Below are 20,920 nucleotides of genomic sequence, written 5' to 3' on the forward strand. Positions count from 1 at the left end.
CGCAGAACTGCCGGTAGATTCAGCAGTTTTCTGCGGGATATTGTTATGGGAAAGTGTATTATTTAATGATGGTTCCTGTCTTCTCACAGTATCCGTCTTTGGCGTGAGCCATATCGGTGATGATGGTACGGCGTCCGGTGCCTTTTTCAACGAAGGAAACACCTGCTTCAATCTTCGGAAGCATGGAGCCTGCCGCAAACTGATTGTCTGCGATGTATTTCTTCGCATCTTCTGTGGAGATGGTATCCAGATAAGATTCCTGATCGGTGTTGTGGTTAAGGCTTACCTTCTCAACACTTGTAAGAATCATCAGGGTATCTGCATTCAGTTCCTCTGCAAGAAGTCCTGCTGCACGGTCCTTTTCGATGATGGCGCTGGCACCGTTCAGCTGGGTACCCTGCTCAAGAACCGGGATTCCGCCACCGCCTGCTGCGATAACGATCTGCTCTGCCTGGGAAAGAACCTTCACGGTCTCGATCTCCACGATCTTCTGTGGCTTCGGTGCTGCAAGGATTCTTCTGTACTGTCCTTCCCCTACTTTTGTGACGAAGTTTCCTTTTTCTTCCTCGGCTTCTGCTTCTTCTGCATTCAGGACACGACCGATGATCTTCTCCGGTTCGGAAAATGCTTCATCATATGGATCAATGACAACCTGTGTGAGAATGGTGCTGACAGGTTTATAGATTCCTCTGGAAATAAGTTCCGCACGAATGGCGTTCTGAAGGTCATAGCCGATATAACCCTGGCTCATGGCAGAACATACGGACATTGGTGCAAATGTATAATCAGGATGTGCCTTGCCGAATTCATTCATTGCGGTGTGGATCATCCCTACCTGCGGACCGTTGCTGTGGGAGATTACCACGCGGGTTCCCTCTTCAACCAGGTCTGCGATTGCCTTGGCTGCAAGTCGGGCGGCTGTTTTCTGCTCAGGAAGTGTGGTACCAAGTGCTCGGTGGCCTAATGCAACTACTACGGTTTTTTCGCTCATAGGAAATACCTCATTTCTCTTTAAAATTGGTTACTGTTCAATAGTAACGAGTATTATATTTTATTATAAAAGACCTATGTTGGAAATGCAATAGAATTTTAGATGAATATGGTTTACAGATAGTTGTCAGGCCGTGAATTTTCAGACAAGGAAAAACCGCCTGATTCGGTCAGGCGGTTCATTTCCTACTATTTTTTGAGGGGGGAGATAGAGAGTGGTTTTTCATCTATCCAAGACCTATTATATAGAGGAAATATGTTTAAATTATGTCGGCAATCTAAAAGAAATCGAAAATTTATAAAGAAAGTTTAAACAAACTTTATAATTTTTATATCTGGTTGCGCCCATTTGAGGAATGTGCTACATTGAAAGAGTCTAATTTCCGCGCTCTGCGGAATGTATTCACGCATCAGTTCGATGCAGAAATCCTTTTTTTATTGATAAATATTGTTTTTCTGACGGTTATGCACCGTTTTGCCGGGGAGGGATGCCTTTGTCTGTGGAAAAGTAAGCTTCTGTTAAATGTGAATGTGTAAAAGATAATGCCATAGCAGGCAGAAATGGAGAATTGTGATGAAAAACAGAATATGGAAACAGATAAGGAGAACTTCAATTGCAGCTGCAGCTGCGGGAACTGTACTGGTGGGAAATATTCAGCCGGGAACCGTTTTGGCATCTGCATTTCAGTCAGGGCCGAACCCGAAAGTGGAGCAGAGTTGTTTCTGGACAGACAGAGAGAAGGGAATGGCAGAGCTGGATATCCGGATCACGGGATTAAAGGACTGGATAATGGAAAGAAGGATTTCGGACGGCAATGAGAACCTGCCGGAAATAACAGAATCGGAAAATAAGCAGGAAATGGAGGAAGAAGATGAGTACATGGAGGAGCTGGCATCCGGGAAAACAGTATACGAAGAGAATGAAACGCAGGAGGAAGAGAGTGAGGGCTCACAGGAGGGAACGACGTCCGGAGGAGAAGATGTAGAGAATGAAAGCTCTGCCATGATACTGGAAAACGAAGAAGTCACGGAAGAGGATCAAAATCCGGAAGAAACGGAGGAAATGCCAGAAGAAGAATCGGAAGAGGAATCCGGGGAAAACAAAAATCCTGACGTGGAACCGGAACCAGTGACCTGCGTGGTGTATGTCTCGGAATATTTTTCCCCGGAAACAACATCACTTCCGGAAAATGTACAGACACAGCAGATACCGGTGAAAAATCAGAAAGGCGAAGATACGGAAATCACAAAACTGGTATATAAGATAGAAACGGAAAATTTCCATGAGGAATCTATTTTGCTGCAGATTCCGCTGTCTCTGCGGGAAGAATACAGATATCCGGTGGAAGAAACCAGTTATCTGCTGGTGCAGGATGAACCGCTGCAGAAAGACTGTGATGGTGCGGGAACAGCTCTTCTGGTGAAAGAAAACGGAAGTACTCAGATTCTTGCGGAAGGAATTTCTCCAATTCTTACTGTGGAAGCTGCAAAAGCAGATATGACACTTTCTGTAACTTCCGAGACAGAAGAAATGAAAGCCGGAAAAACCATCCGTTATCGGGTAGATCTTGCGAATACAGGGGCTCTGGATCTTGAGAATATCCGGATGACCAGCAGTTTTTCCTGCCCGAAGATTACGCAGCAGTGGGAAGAAGCACAGGGACTTACCGGAAAAGGCTCCAGGGCGGAAGTGACAGAGTTGAAAGCCGGTGAACAGAGGAGTTTTTATATTCTGGCACCGCTTTTAAATGAACAGGAAAAGGATCTGGAGCATAAAGTGGAAGCAGGGGCAAAAGTGAAAGGCCGTCCGGAGGAAACTATCTTTCGGAAGGCGGAGGTGGTCAGTCCGCTGCAGTCTTTGAAGGCGGATTTTTCCGTAAAGAAAACAGCAGACCGGGAAAGCGCAGCTCCAGGAGAAACCGTGACGTATCAGATCTGTATCATAAATACAGGGGAAAAAACACTGCATTCGGTTGTTGGAACAGAACGTTTTCAGGCAGAGGGAATTGAAGCACAGTTTGTGGAAAAGGAAGGCATTAGGTTAAACAGCACCAGAACCAAGGCACTGATCCCACAGATAGCGCCAGGAGAAGCCGTGTCACTTCAGGCAACGGTAAAGATTCCGGAAAAAACCGTAAACCAGAAACTTTTTAACCAGATCTCTGTGACAAGTAAGGAAACCGGTGAAAAACAGGTGACTGCATCCGCAGAGATTACTGTGGAAGGAAAAGCCACCCAAGCGCTGGAAACAGAGATGATCTCAGAAAATGGAGAGCCGGATTCCACATCTGTACAGGAAGGAATGGCAAGAGAGGCATCCACACATCCGAAAACAGGAGATGATACAGATACAGAACTGTTTGTTCTGCTTGCACTGACAGCTGCAATCACAGCTCTGGGGGCTTTCTGGCTGTACCGAAAATATGCCGGAATGCGAGAGAAAAAGTGATGTTTCAGGCGTTGGGCGCACCGTAAAGAAACGTTGAAAACAGGGGGCAGGTGTGCTATTCTATATGGTATGTACATAAAACAAGAATAGTATGCCTTCCCGTATTCTGGCCGCGAAGCGACAGCAGAGATACGGGGAAATGGAGGAGAAAAAATGAAACTTTTATCCTTATTGGAACATCTTGAATACAAATGTCTTCAGGGAAGTACAGACCAGGAAGTTTCTTCTGTTGTTTATGATTCCCGTAAAGTGGAAGAGGGAAGCCTTTTTATCTGCATCCGGGGCGCTGTAGTAGACGGACATAAATTTGTGCCGGATGTTGTGGCAAAGGGAGCCAGAACTCTTATTGTGGAGGAACCTGTAGAAGCTCCTTCTGATGTAACGGTAATTCAGGTGAAGGATACCCGTTATGCCATGGCGTTTATTTCCGCTGCATGGTTCGGACATCCGGCAGAGAAACTGAAAACCATCGGAATCACAGGAACAAAAGGAAAAACCACAACCACCTATATGGTAAAATCCATCCTTGAGAATGCTGGATACAAGGTAGGTCTTATCGGAACTATCGAGGCGATTATCGGAGAAAAACATATCCCGGCTGCCAATACCACACCGGAGTCCTACATGGTACAGAAATATTTTCATGATATGGTAGAGGCAGGATGTGACGCGGTAGTTATGGAGGTTTCCTCACAGGGACTGATGCTTCACAGAACCCAGGGCTTCATCTTTGATTTTGGTATCTTTACCAATATTGAACCGGATCATATCGGACCGAACGAGCATAAGGATTTTGACGATTATCTTCACTGCAAATCCATGCTTCTCAAACAGTGTAAAGTCGGTATCGTAAACCGTGACGATGAGCATTTTGACCGGATTGTGGAGGGACACACCTGTGCTCTTGAAACTTACGGATTTTCTGAAAAAGCGGATCTTCGTGCAGAAGATGCAAAACTTGTGGGAAGAAAAGGATATCTTGGAATTTCCTACCATGTGAAGGGACTTCTGGACTTCCCGGTTGAGATTGATATTCCGGGTAAATTCAGCATCTACAATTCCCTGACAGCCATTGCCATCTGCCGTCATTTCAAAGTATCAGAAGAGAACATCATCAAGGCTCTGAAAGTAGCCAAAGTCAAAGGACGTATTGAGATGATCAAGGTATCGGATGAATTTACACTGATGATCGATTACGCACATAACGCCATGGCACTGGAGAGCCTTCTTGGAACACTGAAGGAATACAACCCGCACAGACTGGTATGCCTGTTTGGATGTGGTGGAAACCGTTCCAAACTCCGCCGTTATGAGATGGGTGAGGTTTCCGGAAAAATGGCAGACCTGACCATCATCACATCCGATAACCCAAGAGATGAAGATCCGCAGGCTATCATTGACGATATTAAAATCGGAATGGCAAAAACAGATGGAAAATATGTGGAGATTCCGGATCGTAAGGAAGCGATTGCCTATGCGATTCATCATGGCGAACCAGGAGATATTATTGTTCTTGCAGGAAAAGGCCATGAGGATTACCAGGAAATCAAGGGCAAAAAATACCCAATGGATGAGCGTGTGCTGATTCAGGAAATCCTGGAAGAAGACCAGAAAGCGTAAACGGATGATTTATGCAGATGTGATCATTGACATTTCACATGAGAAGCTGGACCGGGATTTTCAGTACCGTGTTCCGGAAGAACTGGAGCAGTCCATAAAACCGGGCGTTGTGGTTACAGTGCCTTTCGGAAAGGGAAATACAGTCCGGAAGGGTTATGTAATCGGGATTTCCACAGAAGCCAAATACGATGCTTCCAGAACCAAGGAAATCCAGGGAGTATCCACAGATGGTGAGACAACAGAATCCAGGCTGATCGCACTTGCGGCATGGATGAAAGAGACGTATGGTTCTACCATGATTCAGGCACTGAAGACGGTTCTGCCTGTAAAAGATAAAGTCCGGGCCAAAGAAAAAAAACTGATTTTTTTTACCGGGGAGAAAGCGGCTGCCGAAGAATTGCTGAAAGAACTGGAGGGCAGCCGCTTTAAGGCACGTGAAAGATTTCTGCGGACAATTCTGGAGTCAAAAAGTCTGGATTACACCTACGCATCCAAAGAACTGGGGGCCAGCAGTTCTGTTCTTGATTTCTTCGAAAAAAAAGGTTTTATAAAAATCGAAAGTCAGGAAATGTACCGGATTCCGGAAAGTGAGGGGCTTGTAAAAGACGACAGAGAGCTGTGCCTGAATCAGGAACAGCAGGAAGCGGCAGAGCAGATTTTCCGGGAATGGCAGAATCCACATCCGAGACCAACGCTCCTGTTCGGAGTAACCGGAAGCGGAAAAACCCAGGTCTATATGCGGCTGATCCAGAAAGTTCTGGAGGAAGGAAAACAGGCCATTGTCCTGATTCCGGAGATTGCCCTTACGTACCAGACTGTCCGCCGCTTTTATGCCATGTTTGGGGATAAGGTTTCGGTTCTGAATTCCAGACTTTCTTTAGGAGAGCGTTATGATCAGTTTAAACGGGCAAAACGTGGAGAGGTGCAGGTGATGGTAGGCCCCAGATCTGCACTGTTTACACCGTTTTCCAATCTGGGACTGATTGTGATTGATGAAGAACATGAACCCACATACAAGAGCGAAAATACGCCCAGGTATCATGCGAGGGAAACTGCGATCCAACGTGCACAGATGGAACATGCACAGGTTGTGATGGGTTCCGCAACTCCGTCACTGGAAGCATACAGCCATGGGTGCAGCGGAGAATATCTGCTGGTGAGACTGCGTGCACGTTATGAGGAAAGACCTCTTCCACAGGTATCGATTGTGGATTTGAGGGAAGAATTAAAAAAAGGAAACCGTTCTGTGCTGAGCCGGGAACTTAAAACTCAGCTGGAACAGGTCCTTGAAAAACGGGAACAGGCCATGCTGTTTCTGAACCGGAGAGGTTATGCAGGGTTTGTCTCCTGCCGGGCCTGCGGCCATGTGATGAAATGTCCACACTGTGATGTATCTTTAAGTGAGCATAACGGAAATCGGCTGATCTGCCATTACTGTGGTTATGAAACAGCGAAGCCGGAAGTCTGTCCGTCCTGTGGTTCGCCTCATATTGGAGGATTTAAGGCAGGAACCCAGCAGATTGAGAGAGTTCTGGAAAAAGAATTTCCGGAAGCCAGGGTACTTCGGATGGATTTTGATACCACAAGGACCAAGGACAGCTATGAAAAAATTCTGGCATCTTTTGCAGGGCATGAGGCAGATATTCTGGTGGGAACCCAGATGATTGTCAAGGGACATGATTTTCCGGATGTAACTCTGGTCGGCGTGATTGCGGCAGATCTTTCCCTGAATATGGATGATTATCATTGTGGAGAGAGAACCTTTCAGCTTCTGACCCAGGCAGTGGGACGTTCCGGCAGAGGTGACCGGCCGGGACATGCGGTGATCCAGACGTATCAGCCGGAACATTACAGCATTCAGGCGGCAGCTATCCAGGATTATGAAAAATTTTATAAAGAAGAAATGGGTTACCGGATGCTTCTGGATTATCCACCGGCAGCCCATATGATGACCGTTTTTGGCGCCTGCCAGGATGAAGAATTTCTCAAAAAAGCCATGTATTATATAGAAGTTTTTATCCGCAGGGTAAGTCCGAAAGAGGAGCTTCACATGATCGGCCCTGCGTCTGCATCGGTAGGAAAAGTAAAAGATGTTTACCGCCAGGTGCTCCATCTGAAGCACACAGATATACGTTTTCTCACGGCAGTCAGAGAAAAGCTGGAGAAATATATAGAGATAAATTCCGGATTCCGGAAGATATACATTCAATTTGATATGAATTAAAGGAGAAGAAAAATGGCACTTAGAACAATTCGTGTACAGGGCGATTCTGTACTGACAAAAAAATCCCGCACAGTGGACAAAATGACACCAAGGATCGGAGAACTGATTACAGATATGCTGGATACCATGTATGATGCAATGGGCGTAGGCCTTGCGGCACCACAGGTGGGAATCCTGAAACGTATTGTTGTAATTGATGTAGGGGAAGGCCCGATTGTCCTGATCAATCCGGAGATCCTTGAGACCAGCGGTGAGCAGACCGGTGATGAGGGATGCTTAAGTGTTCCTGGAATGGCAGGACAGGTTACACGTCCGAACTACGTGAAAGTAAAAGCACTTGACGTCAACATGGAAGAGCAGATCCTTGAGGGTGAGGGACTTCTTGCGAGAGCGTTCTGCCACGAGATCGACCATCTTGACGGAAAAATGTATACAGAACTTGTGGAGGGAAAACTTCACAAGGTAACTTATGATGAGGAAGACTAAAGGCGGGATAATATGAAAATTGTTTATATGGGAACTCCGGACTTTGCGGTAGCACCTCTTGCGGCGCTGGTAGAGAACGGATATGAGGTGGAGGCTGTAATTACACAGCCGGATAAACCTAAGGGCAGAGGCAAGACCATGATGCCTACCCCTGTGAAAGAAGAAGCACTGAAACATGAAATTCCGGTTCTGCAGCCGGTGAAGGTAAGGGATCCGGAGTTTGTGGAGAAACTTAAATGTCTTGCACCGGATATTATTGTTGTAGCGGCATTTGGACAGATTATTCCGAAGAGTATTCTGGATATGCCGAAGTTCGGATGCATCAACATCCATGCATCTCTGCTTCCGAAGTACCGTGGAGCAGCGCCGATCCAGCAGGCAGTGATCGACGGAGAAAAAGAATCCGGCGTTACCATCATGCAGATGGGAACCGGACTGGATACCGGTGACATGATTTCAAGAATTGTGGTGCCACTTGCGAAGGATGAGACAGGAGGAAGCCTGTTTGCCAAACTTGCCCAGGCGGGCGCGGAACTTCTGATTCAGACATTGCCGTCCATTTTTGACGGAACTGCCACCCGCGAAAAACAGCCGGAAGAAAGTCCGACTCCATATGCGGCCATGATCTCCAAGAAAATGGGACTTCTGGATTTCAGCAAAAATGCAGAGGAACTGGAGCGACTGATAAGAGGCTTGAATCCATGGCCAAGCGCATTTACCTTTATCAATGGAAAAACAATGAAGGTATGGAAGAGTTCTGTACAGGAAAAACAGGCAGAAGAAGCGCCGGGAACTGTGATTTCCGCAGACAAAGAGGGAATCCGTGTAGCATGTGGAAAGAATGTGCTGGTGCTTCAGGAAGTACAGCTGGAAGGCAAAAAACGTATGGAAGCAGATGCCTTCCTCCGGGGATATCAGCTGAAACCAGGAGACATGTTTAAAGATTCCAGGGAGTGATGAGTTATGTACGGATATGGTTATTACGGATGGGGAATGGACCCTACCGTTCTTTTACTTGTAATCGGAATGCTTCTTTCTCTTGCAGCCTCCGCAAAGCTCCACAGTACCTTTGCGGTTTACAGAAAAGTCCGGAATCATTCCGGGATTACCGGCGCAGAAGCTGCACAGAGAATCTTAAGAGCCGCCGGAATTACGGATGTACAGGTGGTTCCGATCAGAGGAAGCCTTACGGATCACTATGACCCAAGAACAAAAACCGTGTCTCTTTCTGAAGATATTTATGGAAGAAATTCACTGGCAGCAGTAGGTGTGGCTGCACATGAATGTGGACATGCCATTCAGGACGCCATCAATTATGCGCCTCTGAATATCCGGTCTGCCATTGTGCCGGCTGCAAATATCGGGTCACAGTTATCATGGCCACTGTTTATTGCAGGACTGATTTTTTCGATCCGTCCCCTGGTAACTCTGGGAATTGTTCTGTTTTCACTGGCAGTTCTGTTTCAGCTGGTAACATTGCCGGTTGAGATCAATGCATCTTCCAGAGCCCTGAAGATGCTGGAGAGCACCGGTATTTTAGGCACAGATGAAAAAAAAGGAGCAAAAAAAGTACTGACAGCGGCAGCACTTACCTATGTGGCAGCGCTGGCGGCATCTATCTTACAGCTTCTGAGACTGATTATCCTTGCAGGAGGTAGAAATCGTGATTAACAGCGGAGTAAATGCAAGAGAACTGATCCTTGAGATCCTGCTGCAGATTGAGGAAGAAGGCGAGCACAGCCACATTGCCATCCGCAATGCTCTTTCCAAATATCAGTTCCTTCCCAAGCAGGAACGCAGTTTTATAACGAGAGTATGCGAGGGAACCCTGGAATACAGGATTTATATTGACTATGTGATTGATTCTTTTTCCAAAATATCCGTAAATAAGATGAAACCGCAGATTCGTGAGATTTTAAGAAGTGCGGTATATCAGCTGAAATTTATGGACAGTGTGCCGGACAGTGCTGTATGTAATGAGGCGGTGAAGCTGGCACAGAAAAAAGGCTTCTATAATCTGAAACCTTTTGTCAACGGAGTGCTCCGTACCATTGCAAGGGAAATTGGAAATCTGGAACTTCCGTTAAGAGAAGAGAACGAAGTACGTTATCTTTCTGTGAAGTATTCCATGCCGGAATATCTTGTGGAAAAATGGAATGCTGCCTATGGTGTGAAGACAACCGAGAAAATTCTTGAAGATTTTCTCACAGAAAGACCGATTACAGTGCGGTGCCGGACACATAAAGCGTCTCGGAAGGAAATCGTTACCAGCCTGAAAGCACAGGGAGTAACGGTGGAACAGGCACCGTATCTTTCCTATGCACTGAAAATTTCTGATTACAACCATATCCTGACACTGGATGCATTCCTTCAGGGAAAAATCCTGGTGCAGGATATCAGCTCCATGCTGGTGGCAGAGGCGGCCAGCCCCAAAAAAGGGGATTACATCATTGATATGTGCGCGGCGCCAGGTGGCAAGAGTATTCACGTCGCAGATAAGATGGGCGATTACGGAAATGTGGATGCAAGGGATGTAAGCCAGTACAAAGCCGATCTGATTAAGGAAAACATTCAGAGAACCGGTGTGATCAATGTTGATGCAAAAGTTCAGGATGCAACCATTTATGATCCGGAGTCTGAACAGGCTGCAGATATTGTGATTGCGGATGTACCGTGTTCCGGGTATGGAGTTATCGGCAAGAAACCGGAGATTAAATACAGGGCAACGCCACAGAAACAGGAAGAAATCGTAATGCTTCAGAGGATGATCCTTGACAAGGCGGCGAAATACGTGAAACCGGATGGAACACTGATTTTCAGTACCTGTACCATTGCCCGTGAAGAAAACGAAGAAAATGTATTATGGTTTTTAAAGAACTATCCGTTCCGACTGGAAAGCCTTGACCCGTATATTCCGGAAGAACTTCACTGTAAATCCACCAAGCTTGGATATCTGCAGCTTCTGCCTGGAATACATAAGACAGACGGATTCTTTATTGCCAGATTCAGAAGGAAATAACAGAAAATGACAGATATAAAATCCATGACAATGGAGGAACTGAAAAATCTGATGACAGAGATCGGCGAGAAGCCCTTCCGTGCAAAACAGATCTATGCATGGCTTCATCAGCAACTGGTTACCTCCTGGGATGAAATGACAAATCTTTCCAAAAGCCTCCGTGAAAAGCTTTCGGTTTATCCGATTACAGCGCTCAGCCAGGCGGATGTGAGGATTTCAAAAATTGACGGAACCAGAAAATATCTTTTTCAGCTGGAAGACGGAAATGTAATTGAGAGTGTTCTTATGAGATATCATCACGGAAACTCCGTATGTATCTCCTCGCAGGTTGGTTGCCGTATGGGCTGCCGGTTCTGTGCCTCCACCATTGGAGGACTGACCAGATGCCTGAAACCTTCCGAGATGCTGGATCAGATTTACCGGATTCAGGCAGATACCGGAGAGCGTGTGGCCAATGTGGTTGTAATGGGAACCGGAGAGCCGATGGATAATTATGATAATCTTGTCCGCTTTATCCGGATTCTTACCGACGAGAACGGCCTTGGAATCAGCCAGAGAAATGTGACGGTTTCCACCTGTGGAATTGTGCCGAAGATGTATGAGCTGGCGGAAGAAAAACTTCAGATTACCCTGGCGCTTTCCCTTCATGCTCCAAATGATGAAAAGCGTCAGGAACTGATGCCTATTGCAAATAAGTATTCCATGGATGAGGTTTTGGATGCCTGCAGAAATTACTTTGACAAAACAGGTCGGAGGATTACGTTTGAGTACAGTCTTGTGGCCGGGGTCAATGACAGCGAGGAAGATGCAAAGCAGCTGGCAGGCCGTATCAGAGGAATTAACTGCCATGTAAATCTGATTCCGGTTAATCCGATTAAGGAACGTTCCTATGTGAGGTCTACTCGACAGGCTGTGGAGAATTTCAAAATAAAACTTGAAAAATACGGAATTAATGTTACTATTAGAAGGGAAATGGGCAGTGATATTGACGGTGCCTGTGGACAGCTAAGAAAAAGTTACATGGAAAAAACAGAAAGCGAGAAGTGACATGAGGATATACTCAGCTACTGATGTAGGGCAGAAGCGGAAGATGAATCAGGATTACGTGTTTGCGTCTGAAGGTCCGGTGGGAAATCTGCCTAATCTTTTCACAGTCGCGGACGGGATGGGTGGCCATAACGCCGGTGACTATGCATCCTCACATGCAGTACGGATCCTTGTGGATGAAATCCGTGAAGATGCGGATTACAATCCGGTGAAGGTCATTCGTCATGCCATTGAAACTGCAAACACGGAGATCAGAAACCGTGCACAGGAAGACGAAAACCTCCGGGGCATGGGAACCACTATGGTAGTGGCGACTATTGTAGATCAGTATGCCTATGTAGCCAATGTAGGTGACAGCCGTTTGTACGTGATTCAGGACGGGATCCACCAGATCACCAGAGACCATTCACTGGTCCAGGAAATGGTGAGAATGGGCGAGATCAGCCAGGAGGAAGCACGGAATCATCCGGACAAGAACATTATTACAAGGGCGCTTGGCGCGGAGAAAACGGTGGATGTGGATTTCTTTGATCTGAAACTTGAGGAAGGCTGTACCATTCTTATGTGTTCAGATGGCCTCAGCAATATGGTTGCAGATGAAAAGATTGCAGAAATCATATCCGATCCGGAAGCAGATATTGATCAGAAGGGCAGCGCGCTCCTTCGGGAAGCAAATCAGAATGGTGGTAAGGATAATATTGCAATCGTACTGGTAGAACCATTCACGAATGAGGTGGAAACATGTTGAAGACGGGAATGATCATAGCCGAGCGCTATGAGATCGTAGGAAAAATCGGAACTGGCGGAATGGCAGATGTCTATAAGGCTATGGACCACAAGCTGAACCGCTTTGTAGCAGTGAAAGTCCTGAAACCGGAATTTCGGGAGGATACCACATTTATCAAAAAGTTCAGAAGTGAGGCCCAGGCAGCAGCCGGTCTTACTCATCCGAACATTGTCAATGTATTTGACGTGGGAGATGACGGTGGTGTTTATTACATTGTTATGGAGCTGATTGAGGGAATTACCCTTAAGGAATATATTTCCAAAAAAGGCAAACTCTCCATCAAGGAAGCAACAAGCATTGCGATTCAGGTTTCCATGGGTCTGGAAGCAGCACACAGCCATGGAATTGTTCACAGAGATGTAAAACCGCAGAATATTATCATCTCCACAGATGGTAAAGTGAAGGTAACAGACTTTGGAATTGCCAGAGCTGCGTCATCCAATACCATCAGCTCCAATGTGATGGGATCGGTACATTACAGTTCTCCGGAACAGGTAAGAGGTGGATACAGCGATGAGAAGAGCGATATCTATTCTCTTGGTATCACACTGTATGAAATGGTAACAGGAAGAGTTCCTTTTGACGGAGATACAACCGTTGCCATTGCTATCAAGCATCTACAGGAAGAGATGGTTCCGCCAAGTGTGTATACACCGGATCTTCCGTACAGCCTGGAGCAGATCATCCTGAAATGTACCCAGAAGAGTGTGGATCGCCGCTATGGACGTATGGAGGATGTGATTGCAGATCTGAAGCATTCACTGATTGATCCTCAGGGAGATTTTGTGAAGCTTGCCACGGTAGATACAGACGCCAAGACTGTTGTGATCTCCGAGGAAGAACTGGGAGAAATCAAACATACACCGAAGCAGATTACCAAGCCGGAACCCACTGCTCTTGAGGAAGAAGAGTATGATGATAACGACTACGATGATGCTGAGGACGACTACGATGCAGGCGCCAGAAAGAAATCCGGAAAGAAAAAGAAAAAAGGTTCCGGCATGGGCCTGACAATTGCTGCATTAATCGGAGGGGCGGCCCTTCTGATTATCCTGGTGGTTGTTTTTGGACGTGCGGCAGGCCTTTTTGGAAACAGCAGTACAAACAGCGGAAAAACAGAGACCGAGCAGAAGACAGAAGAGTCAGCATCCAATATGGCAACTGTGCCAGATCTTGTAGGTAAGACAGAAGATGAGGCAAAGACACTTGCAAATGATGCACACCTTGGTGTACAGATGGCAGGTGAGGAATCTTCCAACCAGGAAAAAGGCAAGATTTCCCGTCAGGAAACCGCAGCGGGAACTCAGGTGGAAGAATATACAACTGTGAAGTACTGGGTAAGTACCGGAACTGCACAGGTTACCATTCCGGATCTGGATGGACGTACCGGAATTGACGCACAGCAGACTCTGGAGGATCTGGGACTTGAGGTAACTGTTCAGAAGGAGTACAGTGAGACCGATGATAACGGTTACGCACTGGTAGATCCGGGATATGTTTACAGCGTTGAGCCGGCAGCAGGCACTTCTGTGCAGGCTGGATCTTCGGTAACACTGACAGTCAGCCGTGGTGTTGATTATGGCGATAACGCAGAGGTTCCAAGTGTTGTTGGAATGAGCAAGGATGATGCGCTTACTACTTTGGGCAAGTTTATTGATATCCAGATTACAGAGCAGCAGAGTACAGAGGCTGCCGGAACTGTTATCGCACAGGAACCGGAAGCTTATGCGGCAGCGGATCCGGATCAGCCAATCTATCTGACGATCAGCTCCGGTGACCAGGCTCCGTCTACGGACAGCAGTGCATCCACAGACAGTACCGCGTCTACAGACAGCAGCGTGTCCACAGACAGCACAGCCGCCACAGACAGTACTGCATCTACAGACAGCACAGTGGCATCCGCAGGAAGCACAACAAGCGGTTCCGGCTGGAAATGTACACAGACACTGGATACTCCGTCCGGATATAACGGAGGAGCAATCCGTCTGGAACTGATTCAGGAAGTAAATGGTGAGCCGAAGGCTTCCACCATCCTTGACGGACAGAATGTAAACTTCCCGTATCAGCTTGATGTGACAGGTGCAGACGGTGTTACAACCGGAACCATTTACCTTTACGAGCAGGTAAATGGAGATTATCAGCAGCTTGGTACTTATACCGTTACCTTTAAGGAAGCCAACTGATTATGCAGGGAAAAATAATCAAAGGTATTGCCGGATTCTACTATGTATATGCAGAAGACGGCAATACATACGAATGCAGAGCAAAAGGCATTTTCCGAAAAGATAAATTCAAGCCCCTGGTAGGGGATAATGTAGACATTGCAGTTCTGGATGAAAAAGAGCTGGAAGGCAGTGTGACAGAGATTCATAAGCGGAAGAATTCTCTGATCCGCCCGGCAGTAGCCAACGTAGATCAGGCGCTTGTAATCTTTGCCATGGATAACCCCAAACCTAATTTCATGCTTCTGGACCGTTTCCTCATTATGATGGAACGGGAAGATGTTCCGGCGGTTATCTGTTTCAACAAAAAAGACCTGGCAACGGAAGAAGAGCTGGAGTTTCTCTGTGAAACTTACCAGAGCTGTGGTTATCAGGTAATTCTGTCAAGTGCCCTGAAAGGGGAAGGCCTTGGCGAGATTGAGGAAGTGCTTCAGGGCAAAACAACGGTTGTTGCAGGTCCTTCCGGTGTTGGGAAATCTTCCCTTACCAATTCCCTTCAGGAAGAGGTAGAGATGGAGACCGGTGAGATCAGCCGTAAGCTGAAGCGTGGAAAACATACTACCCGCCATGCACAGATTATACCGGTAGCGCAGGATACGTTTCTTGTGGATACGCCAGGATTTTCCTCCTTATATATTGAAAATATGGAGGAACAGGAACTGAAGGATTATTTTCCGGAGTTCCGGAAATATGAAGGACAGTGCCGTTTCCAGGGCTGCCGTCATATACATGAACCGGGCTGCGCCGTTAAGGAAGCCCTTGAGAACAATGAGATCAGCAGACTCCGTTATGAAGACTATCTGGAGCTGCATCAGGAATTAAAAGAGAAAAGGAGATACTGAGTCATGGAATACCGATTGTGCCCGTCGATTTTATCAGCAGATTTTAACCGACTGGGAGAACAGATTAAAATTCTCGAAAGAGAAGGTGTTGAATATCTGCATATTGATGTTATGGATGGAGATTTTGTTCCGAGTATTTCGTTTGGAATGCCGGTGATCAAATCAATCCGGAAAGAATCCAACATGTTTTTCGACGTACATTTGATGGTAACAGAACCGGAAAGATATATTCGCGATTTTGTAGAGTGTGGAGCAGATTCCATTACCGTACATGCGGAGGCATGTGAGGATCTGGAGCGTACGCTGGAGCAGATTAAAGCTTCCGGTGTAAAAGCGGCAGTTTCCATTAAACCATCCACACCGGTAAATGACATCAGCCATCTTCTCGAAGATGTGGATATGGTGCTCGTGATGACCGTTCAGCCGGGCTTTGGCGGACAGAAATATATGGATGAGTGTACAGAGAAGATTCAGGAGCTCCGTGAACTGATCGATGAGGAAGATCTGGATGTTGACATTCAGGTAGACGGTGGCATCAATGATGATACCCTGGAAACCGTTATGCGTGCAGGAGCCAATTTTATGGTAGCCGGTTCCTGGGTATTTAAGGGAGATGTGGCAGCCAATGTAAGACATATCACAGAGCGGATTCACGATATCAAAGAAAAGCTGGACTGAAAATGATTGATACAGTAATAATTAGCGGGGGCAATATCCAGGATGGTTTTGCCCTCGGTTTTTTGAAAAAAAGAATAGAAGAAGGCCAAAGAGAAAGCCTTGCCCTTGTTGCCGCAGATAAAGGCATGGAATGGTTCATGAGAAACCGGGAATTTACTCCGGATCTTGCAGTGGGAGATTTTGACAGTCTTTCTGAAGAAGGGGAAGCCTACATGGAAAGCCTGAAGGATCTTGAGATTGTCAGGCTGAAGCCGGAAAAAGATGATTCCGATACACAGTCTGCCGTGAATCATATGATCCGTGAAGGGGCAAAAGAAATCCTGATTTTTGGTGCCACCGGAACAAGGCTAGATCATGTACTGGCCAATCTTGGACTACTTTCCATGGGAAAAGAACAGGGAGTACAGATTGTTCTTGCAGATCAGTGGAATTATATTACTCTGGTTGAAAGTGGAACCGTGCTGAAAAAAGAGGAGCAGTTTGGAAAATATGTTTCTTTTTTCTCTGTAGGAGGAGATGTAGCCGGATTGTCCCTGAAAGGATTTAAGTATCCGTTGAACCGGTATCATCTCACCGTTGCGGACAGTGGACTGACTGTCAGCAATGAGATTACAGAGGAAACGGCTGAAATTACCTATGACAGTGGTCAGCTTCTGATGATTATGTCCAGGGATTAAAGCATTGGCTGTTACGGCACAGAGAATCCGGTGGGCGGCAGTCCCGGGTTGCGGATTCCGGTTGTGTGTGGTAAGATGGGAACAGCAAAATGGCTGAAAATGCTGTGAAATCAATACATTTAAAGGAGAAATATAGAGAAATGAAACTTGGTATTGTTATTACGAGACCGATTTCATAAATGTCCATATAAGTTGTTAAATGCCTTTAAATGCTGATAGCTAGAGCATTTAACGGATTTCCGACTTGGATAAAACTCTATATAAATTCATGTAAGTTTTTGAAAAATGGCCCACTTTGTGGCCCATTAACTTTTGATTGAAGTCCTAATATGGTAAGGAGAAGTGCTTGTATGAGCGCTTCTTTTTTGCAAGTATTATAATAAAAATAACTGGTGATTAGGTTCCAATATGAATATGTAACTGGAATTTTAAAGGCATAGTATGTTGTACCATCTAATAAATTTTGCTTTCATTTTTGCTCATGACCATGAGACTTTTTTCACTCAAACTGCATGCTGATGATATATTTCTAGTATCGAACAGAACGTTGTTGTATTATGATTTGCTTTTAATTGTCACGGCAGTGTTTAATGGATGCTGTGAAAGCCTAGGCTTTAAAGGATTTTTTGATGATTGACGAATAATTTACACCTTATTTATACCTTTGGAAGACCGGATCGGAATAATAGAGAAATAAAGAAATAGATAAATATAACAGGAAGCAATTTTGTCATATTGGAAATAATTAAAATTTGCTGAACCGTGTTGATTTTATTGATTGAGTATAATAAAAGTAAGAACAGAAACTTCCATGTTTGAAGCGGTTACCAGAATTGACAAAGAAATGCAAGTTAGCCAATCCGGTAGTCCAGCATATTTTTTCATTGTCACCCGACGTTTATACAAAACATATACTTATTCCGCTTGATGCGTCATTCTTGTTCTGAAAACAGGAACAGAATCCTTACAGCGACTGTAAGTGTTATTTATTGTGCTTCTGTGCTATCATTTACCCAGAAATGGATAGGAGGCATTCACATGAAACCAATTTTGAATATTGAAAATCTTACCAAAGTCTATGGGGCGTTGCCAAACCAGACGAGAGCACTGAACGGAATCACTTTTCAGGTCATGCCGGGAGAGTTTCTCGGTATTATGGGAAGCAGTGGTTCCGGCAAATCCACGCTTCTCAACTGTATTGCAACTGTGATTCAGCCTACAGGTGGAAGCATTCAGGTGGAGGGAGATACTCTGCAATCCCTCAAGGAAAAGGCTCTTGCCGAGTACCGTGGCAAAAAAGTTGGTTATCTATTCCAGAACTTTGAATTGCTGGACAACCTGACTGGCAGGGAAAATATCCTGCTCCCGACTTCCTTGCATGGGGTAGCCGAAACAGAAAGCAGCCAGCGGCTGAAGCAGTTGGCTGACTATCTGGAAATTTCTGATGTTCTGGATAAGTTTCCGTCCAAGATGTCCGGTGGCCAGCGTCAGCGTGTTGCGGCAGCAAGGGCTCTGATCTTACATCCCCAAATGATCCTTGCCGATGAACCGACGGGTGCGCTGGATTCTAAGAACGCAAGAAGTCTTATGGAGAAGCTGTCCGGCCTGAATCGTGACGAACAAGCTACGATCCTGATGGTAACCCATGATTCCAATGCCGCCAGTTTCTGTAAGCGCATCCTGTTCATCCAGGATGGCGTGATCTTTCATGAGCTTCGGCGTGGAGACGAAAGCCAGCAGGAGTTCTACGGGCGCATCCTGAAGGTGATGGCGCAACTGGGAGGGGGCAGCGCAAATGTTCTCTAATCTCATTCTTCGGAACAGTCGCCGCAGCCGAAAGGAAAACGGTCTGTTTTTCAGCTCCCTGGTGATTTCTATTGTTGCATTTTACATGATTCTTTCCATCTCCACTCAAGATGTGATGCTCTTTTTGCAGAAAATGGAGAGTGACGCAGTTGACAAACTCCTGCTTCTGATTCCTGCGTTTTATGGGATGACCCTCGGTATTCTGTTCTTTTTGATCTATTTTGCCTGCAAGTATCAGTTCGAGCGCAGACGGCATGAGTTTGGTGTTTATCTAATGTTGGGGATGCGTAGAAGTAAACTGTTTGGTATGCTTCTGGCGGAAGATTTCCTGACCAGTATTCTTGCCATGCTCATAGGATTACCTGTGGCTGTGGTGCTTTCAGAAATTGTCAGTCTTGTCACCGCCAAACTGGTAGGCATGGGGATCATCGGTCATCAGTTTTCTTTATCCTGGTCTGCGATTGAATGGACGCTGGCAGGATTTCTGGCAATTAAGCTGACGGCACTTCTGATTTTGAGTGGACGAATCAGCCGCCAAGAGATCGGTACTTTGCTATCCCAGCCAACGAACCACCCCAAAAAGCAAATGCCATCTGTTATCTATGGACTGGCTGCTATATGCGGAAGTGTGATGTTGGCAGTGGCTTACTACATGGCGATTCAGAGAATTGCATGGACAAAGGTAAGTATGATGGGACTGACTTTGCTGTTGGGCATAGTTGGTACGATGCTGCTTTTCTATGGGATGCGTGCGCTGATTGCTTTGATTGTTAAGAAAGGAAAAGGAAATAAGCAGCTGCATGTATTTACCTTCCGGCAGATTCAGGAGAATGTCATTCATCAGTCAAACTCCATTGCCATCAGCTCCCTGCTGATTCTGGCAGCGCTGTGTTGTTTTGGTGCGGGCGTAGGAATTGCAGGAACGAATAGCCTGTCTTCTGACCATGTAATCGACTATACTTTTGAAGATCATACTGCAGAAGATTCATCGCAGGTTCTTCCGAATATAAAGGCAGCCCTGAAAGAAAACGGTTTGGAAAATCAATTTTCAGAGCTTTTTGAAATGAGGGTTGGGAGTATTCACACCACAGAAGATTATGATAATGCCTACAGCATGGACGTTGTTATGGACTCTCTTCGAAGCCTGCCCCAGTCGGAAGACCGGGATGTCCTTTTGAACAATCTTGATTATGCCACATACCCATATTTGATTTGTTTATCGGACTATAATCGTTTGTTGGAATTGTCCGGCAATCCGGCTCTCCAATTAGGCGAAAAGGAGGCCGCTGTCTATATTGATACAGAGTTTACTACGGTAAGCCGTACCGCAATGCTGAACCAAGTATTGGCCGGGCATCCCAAGGTGGAACTGGATGGTAGTCCGATTCATCTTACAGGAGAGGTTCAGTCTGTGAATTTGGTCACGGACCGTTCTATAACCTTGTCCTTTGCATTGATTCTTCCGGATGAAGCATTCCTATATTATAGCCAGGGGATGTATGATACCTATGTCAATGCGGTGCTCAGTGAACAGGCTCTGGATGGAAATAGCCTTATGACTGCATATTTGGATTTGAACGAGAAGCTGGACGAAACTGGCATTGAATATGAAAGCTATCTTCAGAATATGGGTCGTCAGCTTTTCTACACCATAGCATCCAGTTATATTACCCTATATCTAGCAATTGTTTTCCTGGTAGTTGCCAACACCATCGTGGGTGTTCAGTTCCTGATGAGTCAGCAGAAAACCGGGCGCAGATACCAGACTCTGATCCGCCTGGGAGCTACTTACGAAACCCTTTGCCAGTCTGCTGGAAAGCAAATTACCTGGTTTATGGGACTTCCTGTATTGGTTGCGGCTGTCAGCAGTCTGTTTGGAGTCAGGGCGTTATTTACAGGGATACTCTCGTCTCGAACCCGTGGGACAGTGTCTGAAATGCTACTTGTATCTGCTACTATGATTTTGCTGCTTTGCGTGATAGAATATATTTATATGAGAGTGGTCAAGCGCTCCAGTGATCGGTATTTGCTGACACTGATGCAGCCACAGAGAGAAGAATAATTTGGAAGGAG

At 45.9% G+C, this 20,920-nt stretch carries 16 protein-coding genes; 15 read left to right on the forward strand and 1 reads right to left on the reverse strand.

Going from position 1 to position 20,920, the window contains the following annotated elements:
* Positions 1 to 58: 58 nt before the first annotated feature.
* Positions 59 to 991 carry a carbamate kinase gene (gene arcC, locus G5B06_RS08815; RefSeq protein WP_173762423.1) on the reverse strand — a complete coding sequence of 311 codons (933 nt, stop codon included), beginning with the start codon at positions 989 to 991 and terminating at the stop codon, positions 59 to 61.
* A 573-nt stretch (positions 992 to 1,564) separates the two neighbouring features.
* On the opposite strand from arcC, the gene G5B06_RS08820 reads away from it, so the two are divergent.
* The 15 genes from G5B06_RS08820 to G5B06_RS08890 all read left to right on the forward strand — a co-directional run bounded on the left by G5B06_RS08820 (position 1,565) and on the right by G5B06_RS08890 (position 20,909).
* Entirely contained in the window at positions 1,565 to 3,439 is a 1,875-nt protein-coding gene (locus G5B06_RS08820; RefSeq protein WP_173762424.1) for a DUF7507 domain-containing protein, read from the forward strand.
* Between the two features lie 153 nt (positions 3,440 to 3,592).
* Positions 3,593 to 5,059 (forward strand): UDP-N-acetylmuramoyl-L-alanyl-D-glutamate--2,6-diaminopimelate ligase, encoded by a 1,467-nt coding sequence (locus G5B06_RS08825; protein WP_148448514.1) that lies wholly within the window; start codon positions 3,593 to 3,595, stop codon positions 5,057 to 5,059.
* A 4-nt stretch (positions 5,060 to 5,063) separates the two neighbouring features.
* Complete coding sequence (gene priA, locus G5B06_RS08830; protein WP_173762425.1) at positions 5,064 to 7,283, forward strand: replication restart helicase PriA; 2,220 nt, start codon at positions 5,064 to 5,066, stop codon at positions 7,281 to 7,283.
* Between the two features lie 12 nt (positions 7,284 to 7,295).
* Complete coding sequence (gene def, locus G5B06_RS08835; protein ID WP_173762426.1) at positions 7,296 to 7,769, forward strand: peptide deformylase; 474 nt, start codon at positions 7,296 to 7,298, stop codon at positions 7,767 to 7,769.
* 12 nt (positions 7,770 to 7,781) lie between these two features.
* Positions 7,782 to 8,726 (forward strand): methionyl-tRNA formyltransferase, encoded by a 945-nt coding sequence (gene fmt, locus G5B06_RS08840; protein WP_173762427.1) that lies wholly within the window; start codon positions 7,782 to 7,784, stop codon positions 8,724 to 8,726.
* Between the two features lie 6 nt (positions 8,727 to 8,732).
* Positions 8,733 to 9,440 (forward strand): zinc metallopeptidase, encoded by a 708-nt coding sequence (locus G5B06_RS08845; protein WP_148448520.1) that lies wholly within the window; start codon positions 8,733 to 8,735, stop codon positions 9,438 to 9,440.
* Positions 9,436 to 10,788 (forward strand): 16S rRNA (cytosine(967)-C(5))-methyltransferase RsmB, encoded by a 1,353-nt coding sequence (gene rsmB / locus G5B06_RS08850; protein WP_148448577.1) that lies wholly within the window; start codon positions 9,436 to 9,438, stop codon positions 10,786 to 10,788. The genes G5B06_RS08845 and rsmB overlap by 5 nt, the downstream gene beginning before the upstream one ends.
* 6 nt (positions 10,789 to 10,794) lie before the next feature.
* Positions 10,795 to 11,835, forward strand: coding sequence for a 23S rRNA (adenine(2503)-C(2))-methyltransferase RlmN (rlmN, locus tag G5B06_RS08855; RefSeq protein WP_173762428.1), 1,041 nt, complete (start codon positions 10,795 to 10,797; stop codon positions 11,833 to 11,835).
* A gap of 1 nt (position 11,836) precedes the next feature.
* Entirely contained in the window at positions 11,837 to 12,583 is a 747-nt protein-coding gene (locus G5B06_RS08860; RefSeq protein WP_148448523.1) for a Stp1/IreP family PP2C-type Ser/Thr phosphatase, read from the forward strand.
* Complete coding sequence (gene pknB / locus G5B06_RS08865) at positions 12,577 to 14,805, forward strand: Stk1 family PASTA domain-containing Ser/Thr kinase (RefSeq protein WP_148448525.1); 2,229 nt, start codon at positions 12,577 to 12,579, stop codon at positions 14,803 to 14,805. The genes G5B06_RS08860 and pknB overlap by 7 nt, the downstream gene beginning before the upstream one ends.
* Positions 14,806 to 14,807: 2 nt before the next feature.
* Positions 14,808 to 15,686, forward strand: a complete 879-nt coding sequence (gene rsgA / locus G5B06_RS08870; protein ID WP_148448527.1) for a ribosome small subunit-dependent GTPase A — start codon at positions 14,808 to 14,810, stop codon at positions 15,684 to 15,686.
* A gap of 3 nt (positions 15,687 to 15,689) precedes the next feature.
* Complete coding sequence (gene rpe, locus G5B06_RS08875) at positions 15,690 to 16,364, forward strand: ribulose-phosphate 3-epimerase (protein WP_173762429.1); 675 nt, start codon at positions 15,690 to 15,692, stop codon at positions 16,362 to 16,364.
* Between the two features lie 2 nt (positions 16,365 to 16,366).
* Positions 16,367 to 17,041 carry a thiamine diphosphokinase gene (locus G5B06_RS08880; RefSeq protein ID WP_173762430.1) on the forward strand — a complete coding sequence of 225 codons (675 nt, stop codon included), beginning with the start codon at positions 16,367 to 16,369 and terminating at the stop codon, positions 17,039 to 17,041.
* 1,038 nt (positions 17,042 to 18,079) lie between these two features.
* Entirely contained in the window at positions 18,080 to 18,847 is a 768-nt protein-coding gene (locus G5B06_RS08885; protein WP_161143304.1) for an ABC transporter ATP-binding protein, read from the forward strand.
* Positions 18,837 to 20,909: an ABC transporter permease gene (locus G5B06_RS08890; protein ID WP_008372098.1), complete on the forward strand. Its 2,073-nt coding sequence runs from the start codon at positions 18,837 to 18,839 to the stop codon at positions 20,907 to 20,909. Before G5B06_RS08885 ends, G5B06_RS08890 begins: the two co-directional genes overlap by 11 nt.
* The last annotated feature ends 11 nt before the right edge of the window (positions 20,910 to 20,920 follow it).

Origin of the sequence: Blautia luti (assembly GCF_013304735.1) — a bacterium.
Taxonomy (GTDB): domain Bacteria; phylum Bacillota; class Clostridia; order Lachnospirales; family Lachnospiraceae; genus Blautia_A.

What these genes read in the sequence shown, in the direction of transcription:
- G5B06_RS08890 (WP_008372098.1), top strand. Translation starts at nt 18,837, where the DNA reads ATGTTCTCTAATCTCATTCTTCGGAACAGTCGCCGCAGCCGAAAGGAA.
- pknB (WP_148448525.1), top strand. Translation starts at nt 12,577, where the DNA reads ATGTTGAAGACGGGAATGATCATAGCCGAGCGCTATGAGATCGTAGGA.
- def (WP_173762426.1), top strand. Translation starts at nt 7,296, where the DNA reads ATGGCACTTAGAACAATTCGTGTACAGGGCGATTCTGTACTGACAAAA.
- G5B06_RS08860 (WP_148448523.1), top strand. Translation starts at nt 11,837, where the DNA reads ATGAGGATATACTCAGCTACTGATGTAGGGCAGAAGCGGAAGATGAAT.
- rsgA (WP_148448527.1), top strand. Translation starts at nt 14,808, where the DNA reads ATGCAGGGAAAAATAATCAAAGGTATTGCCGGATTCTACTATGTATAT.
- priA (WP_173762425.1), top strand. Translation starts at nt 5,064, where the DNA reads ATGATTTATGCAGATGTGATCATTGACATTTCACATGAGAAGCTGGAC.
- G5B06_RS08880 (WP_173762430.1), top strand. Translation starts at nt 16,367, where the DNA reads ATGATTGATACAGTAATAATTAGCGGGGGCAATATCCAGGATGGTTTT.
- G5B06_RS08885 (WP_161143304.1), top strand. Translation starts at nt 18,080, where the DNA reads ATGAAACCAATTTTGAATATTGAAAATCTTACCAAAGTCTATGGGGCG.
- rpe (WP_173762429.1), top strand. Translation starts at nt 15,690, where the DNA reads ATGGAATACCGATTGTGCCCGTCGATTTTATCAGCAGATTTTAACCGA.
- rlmN (WP_173762428.1), top strand. Translation starts at nt 10,795, where the DNA reads ATGACAGATATAAAATCCATGACAATGGAGGAACTGAAAAATCTGATG.
- G5B06_RS08825 (WP_148448514.1), top strand. Translation starts at nt 3,593, where the DNA reads ATGAAACTTTTATCCTTATTGGAACATCTTGAATACAAATGTCTTCAG.
- arcC (WP_173762423.1), bottom strand. Translation starts at nt 991, where the DNA reads ATGAGCGAAAAAACCGTAGTAGTTGCATTAGGCCACCGAGCACTTGGT.
- G5B06_RS08820 (WP_173762424.1), top strand. Translation starts at nt 1,565, where the DNA reads ATGAAAAACAGAATATGGAAACAGATAAGGAGAACTTCAATTGCAGCT.
- G5B06_RS08845 (WP_148448520.1), top strand. Translation starts at nt 8,733, where the DNA reads ATGTACGGATATGGTTATTACGGATGGGGAATGGACCCTACCGTTCTT.
- fmt (WP_173762427.1), top strand. Translation starts at nt 7,782, where the DNA reads ATGAAAATTGTTTATATGGGAACTCCGGACTTTGCGGTAGCACCTCTT.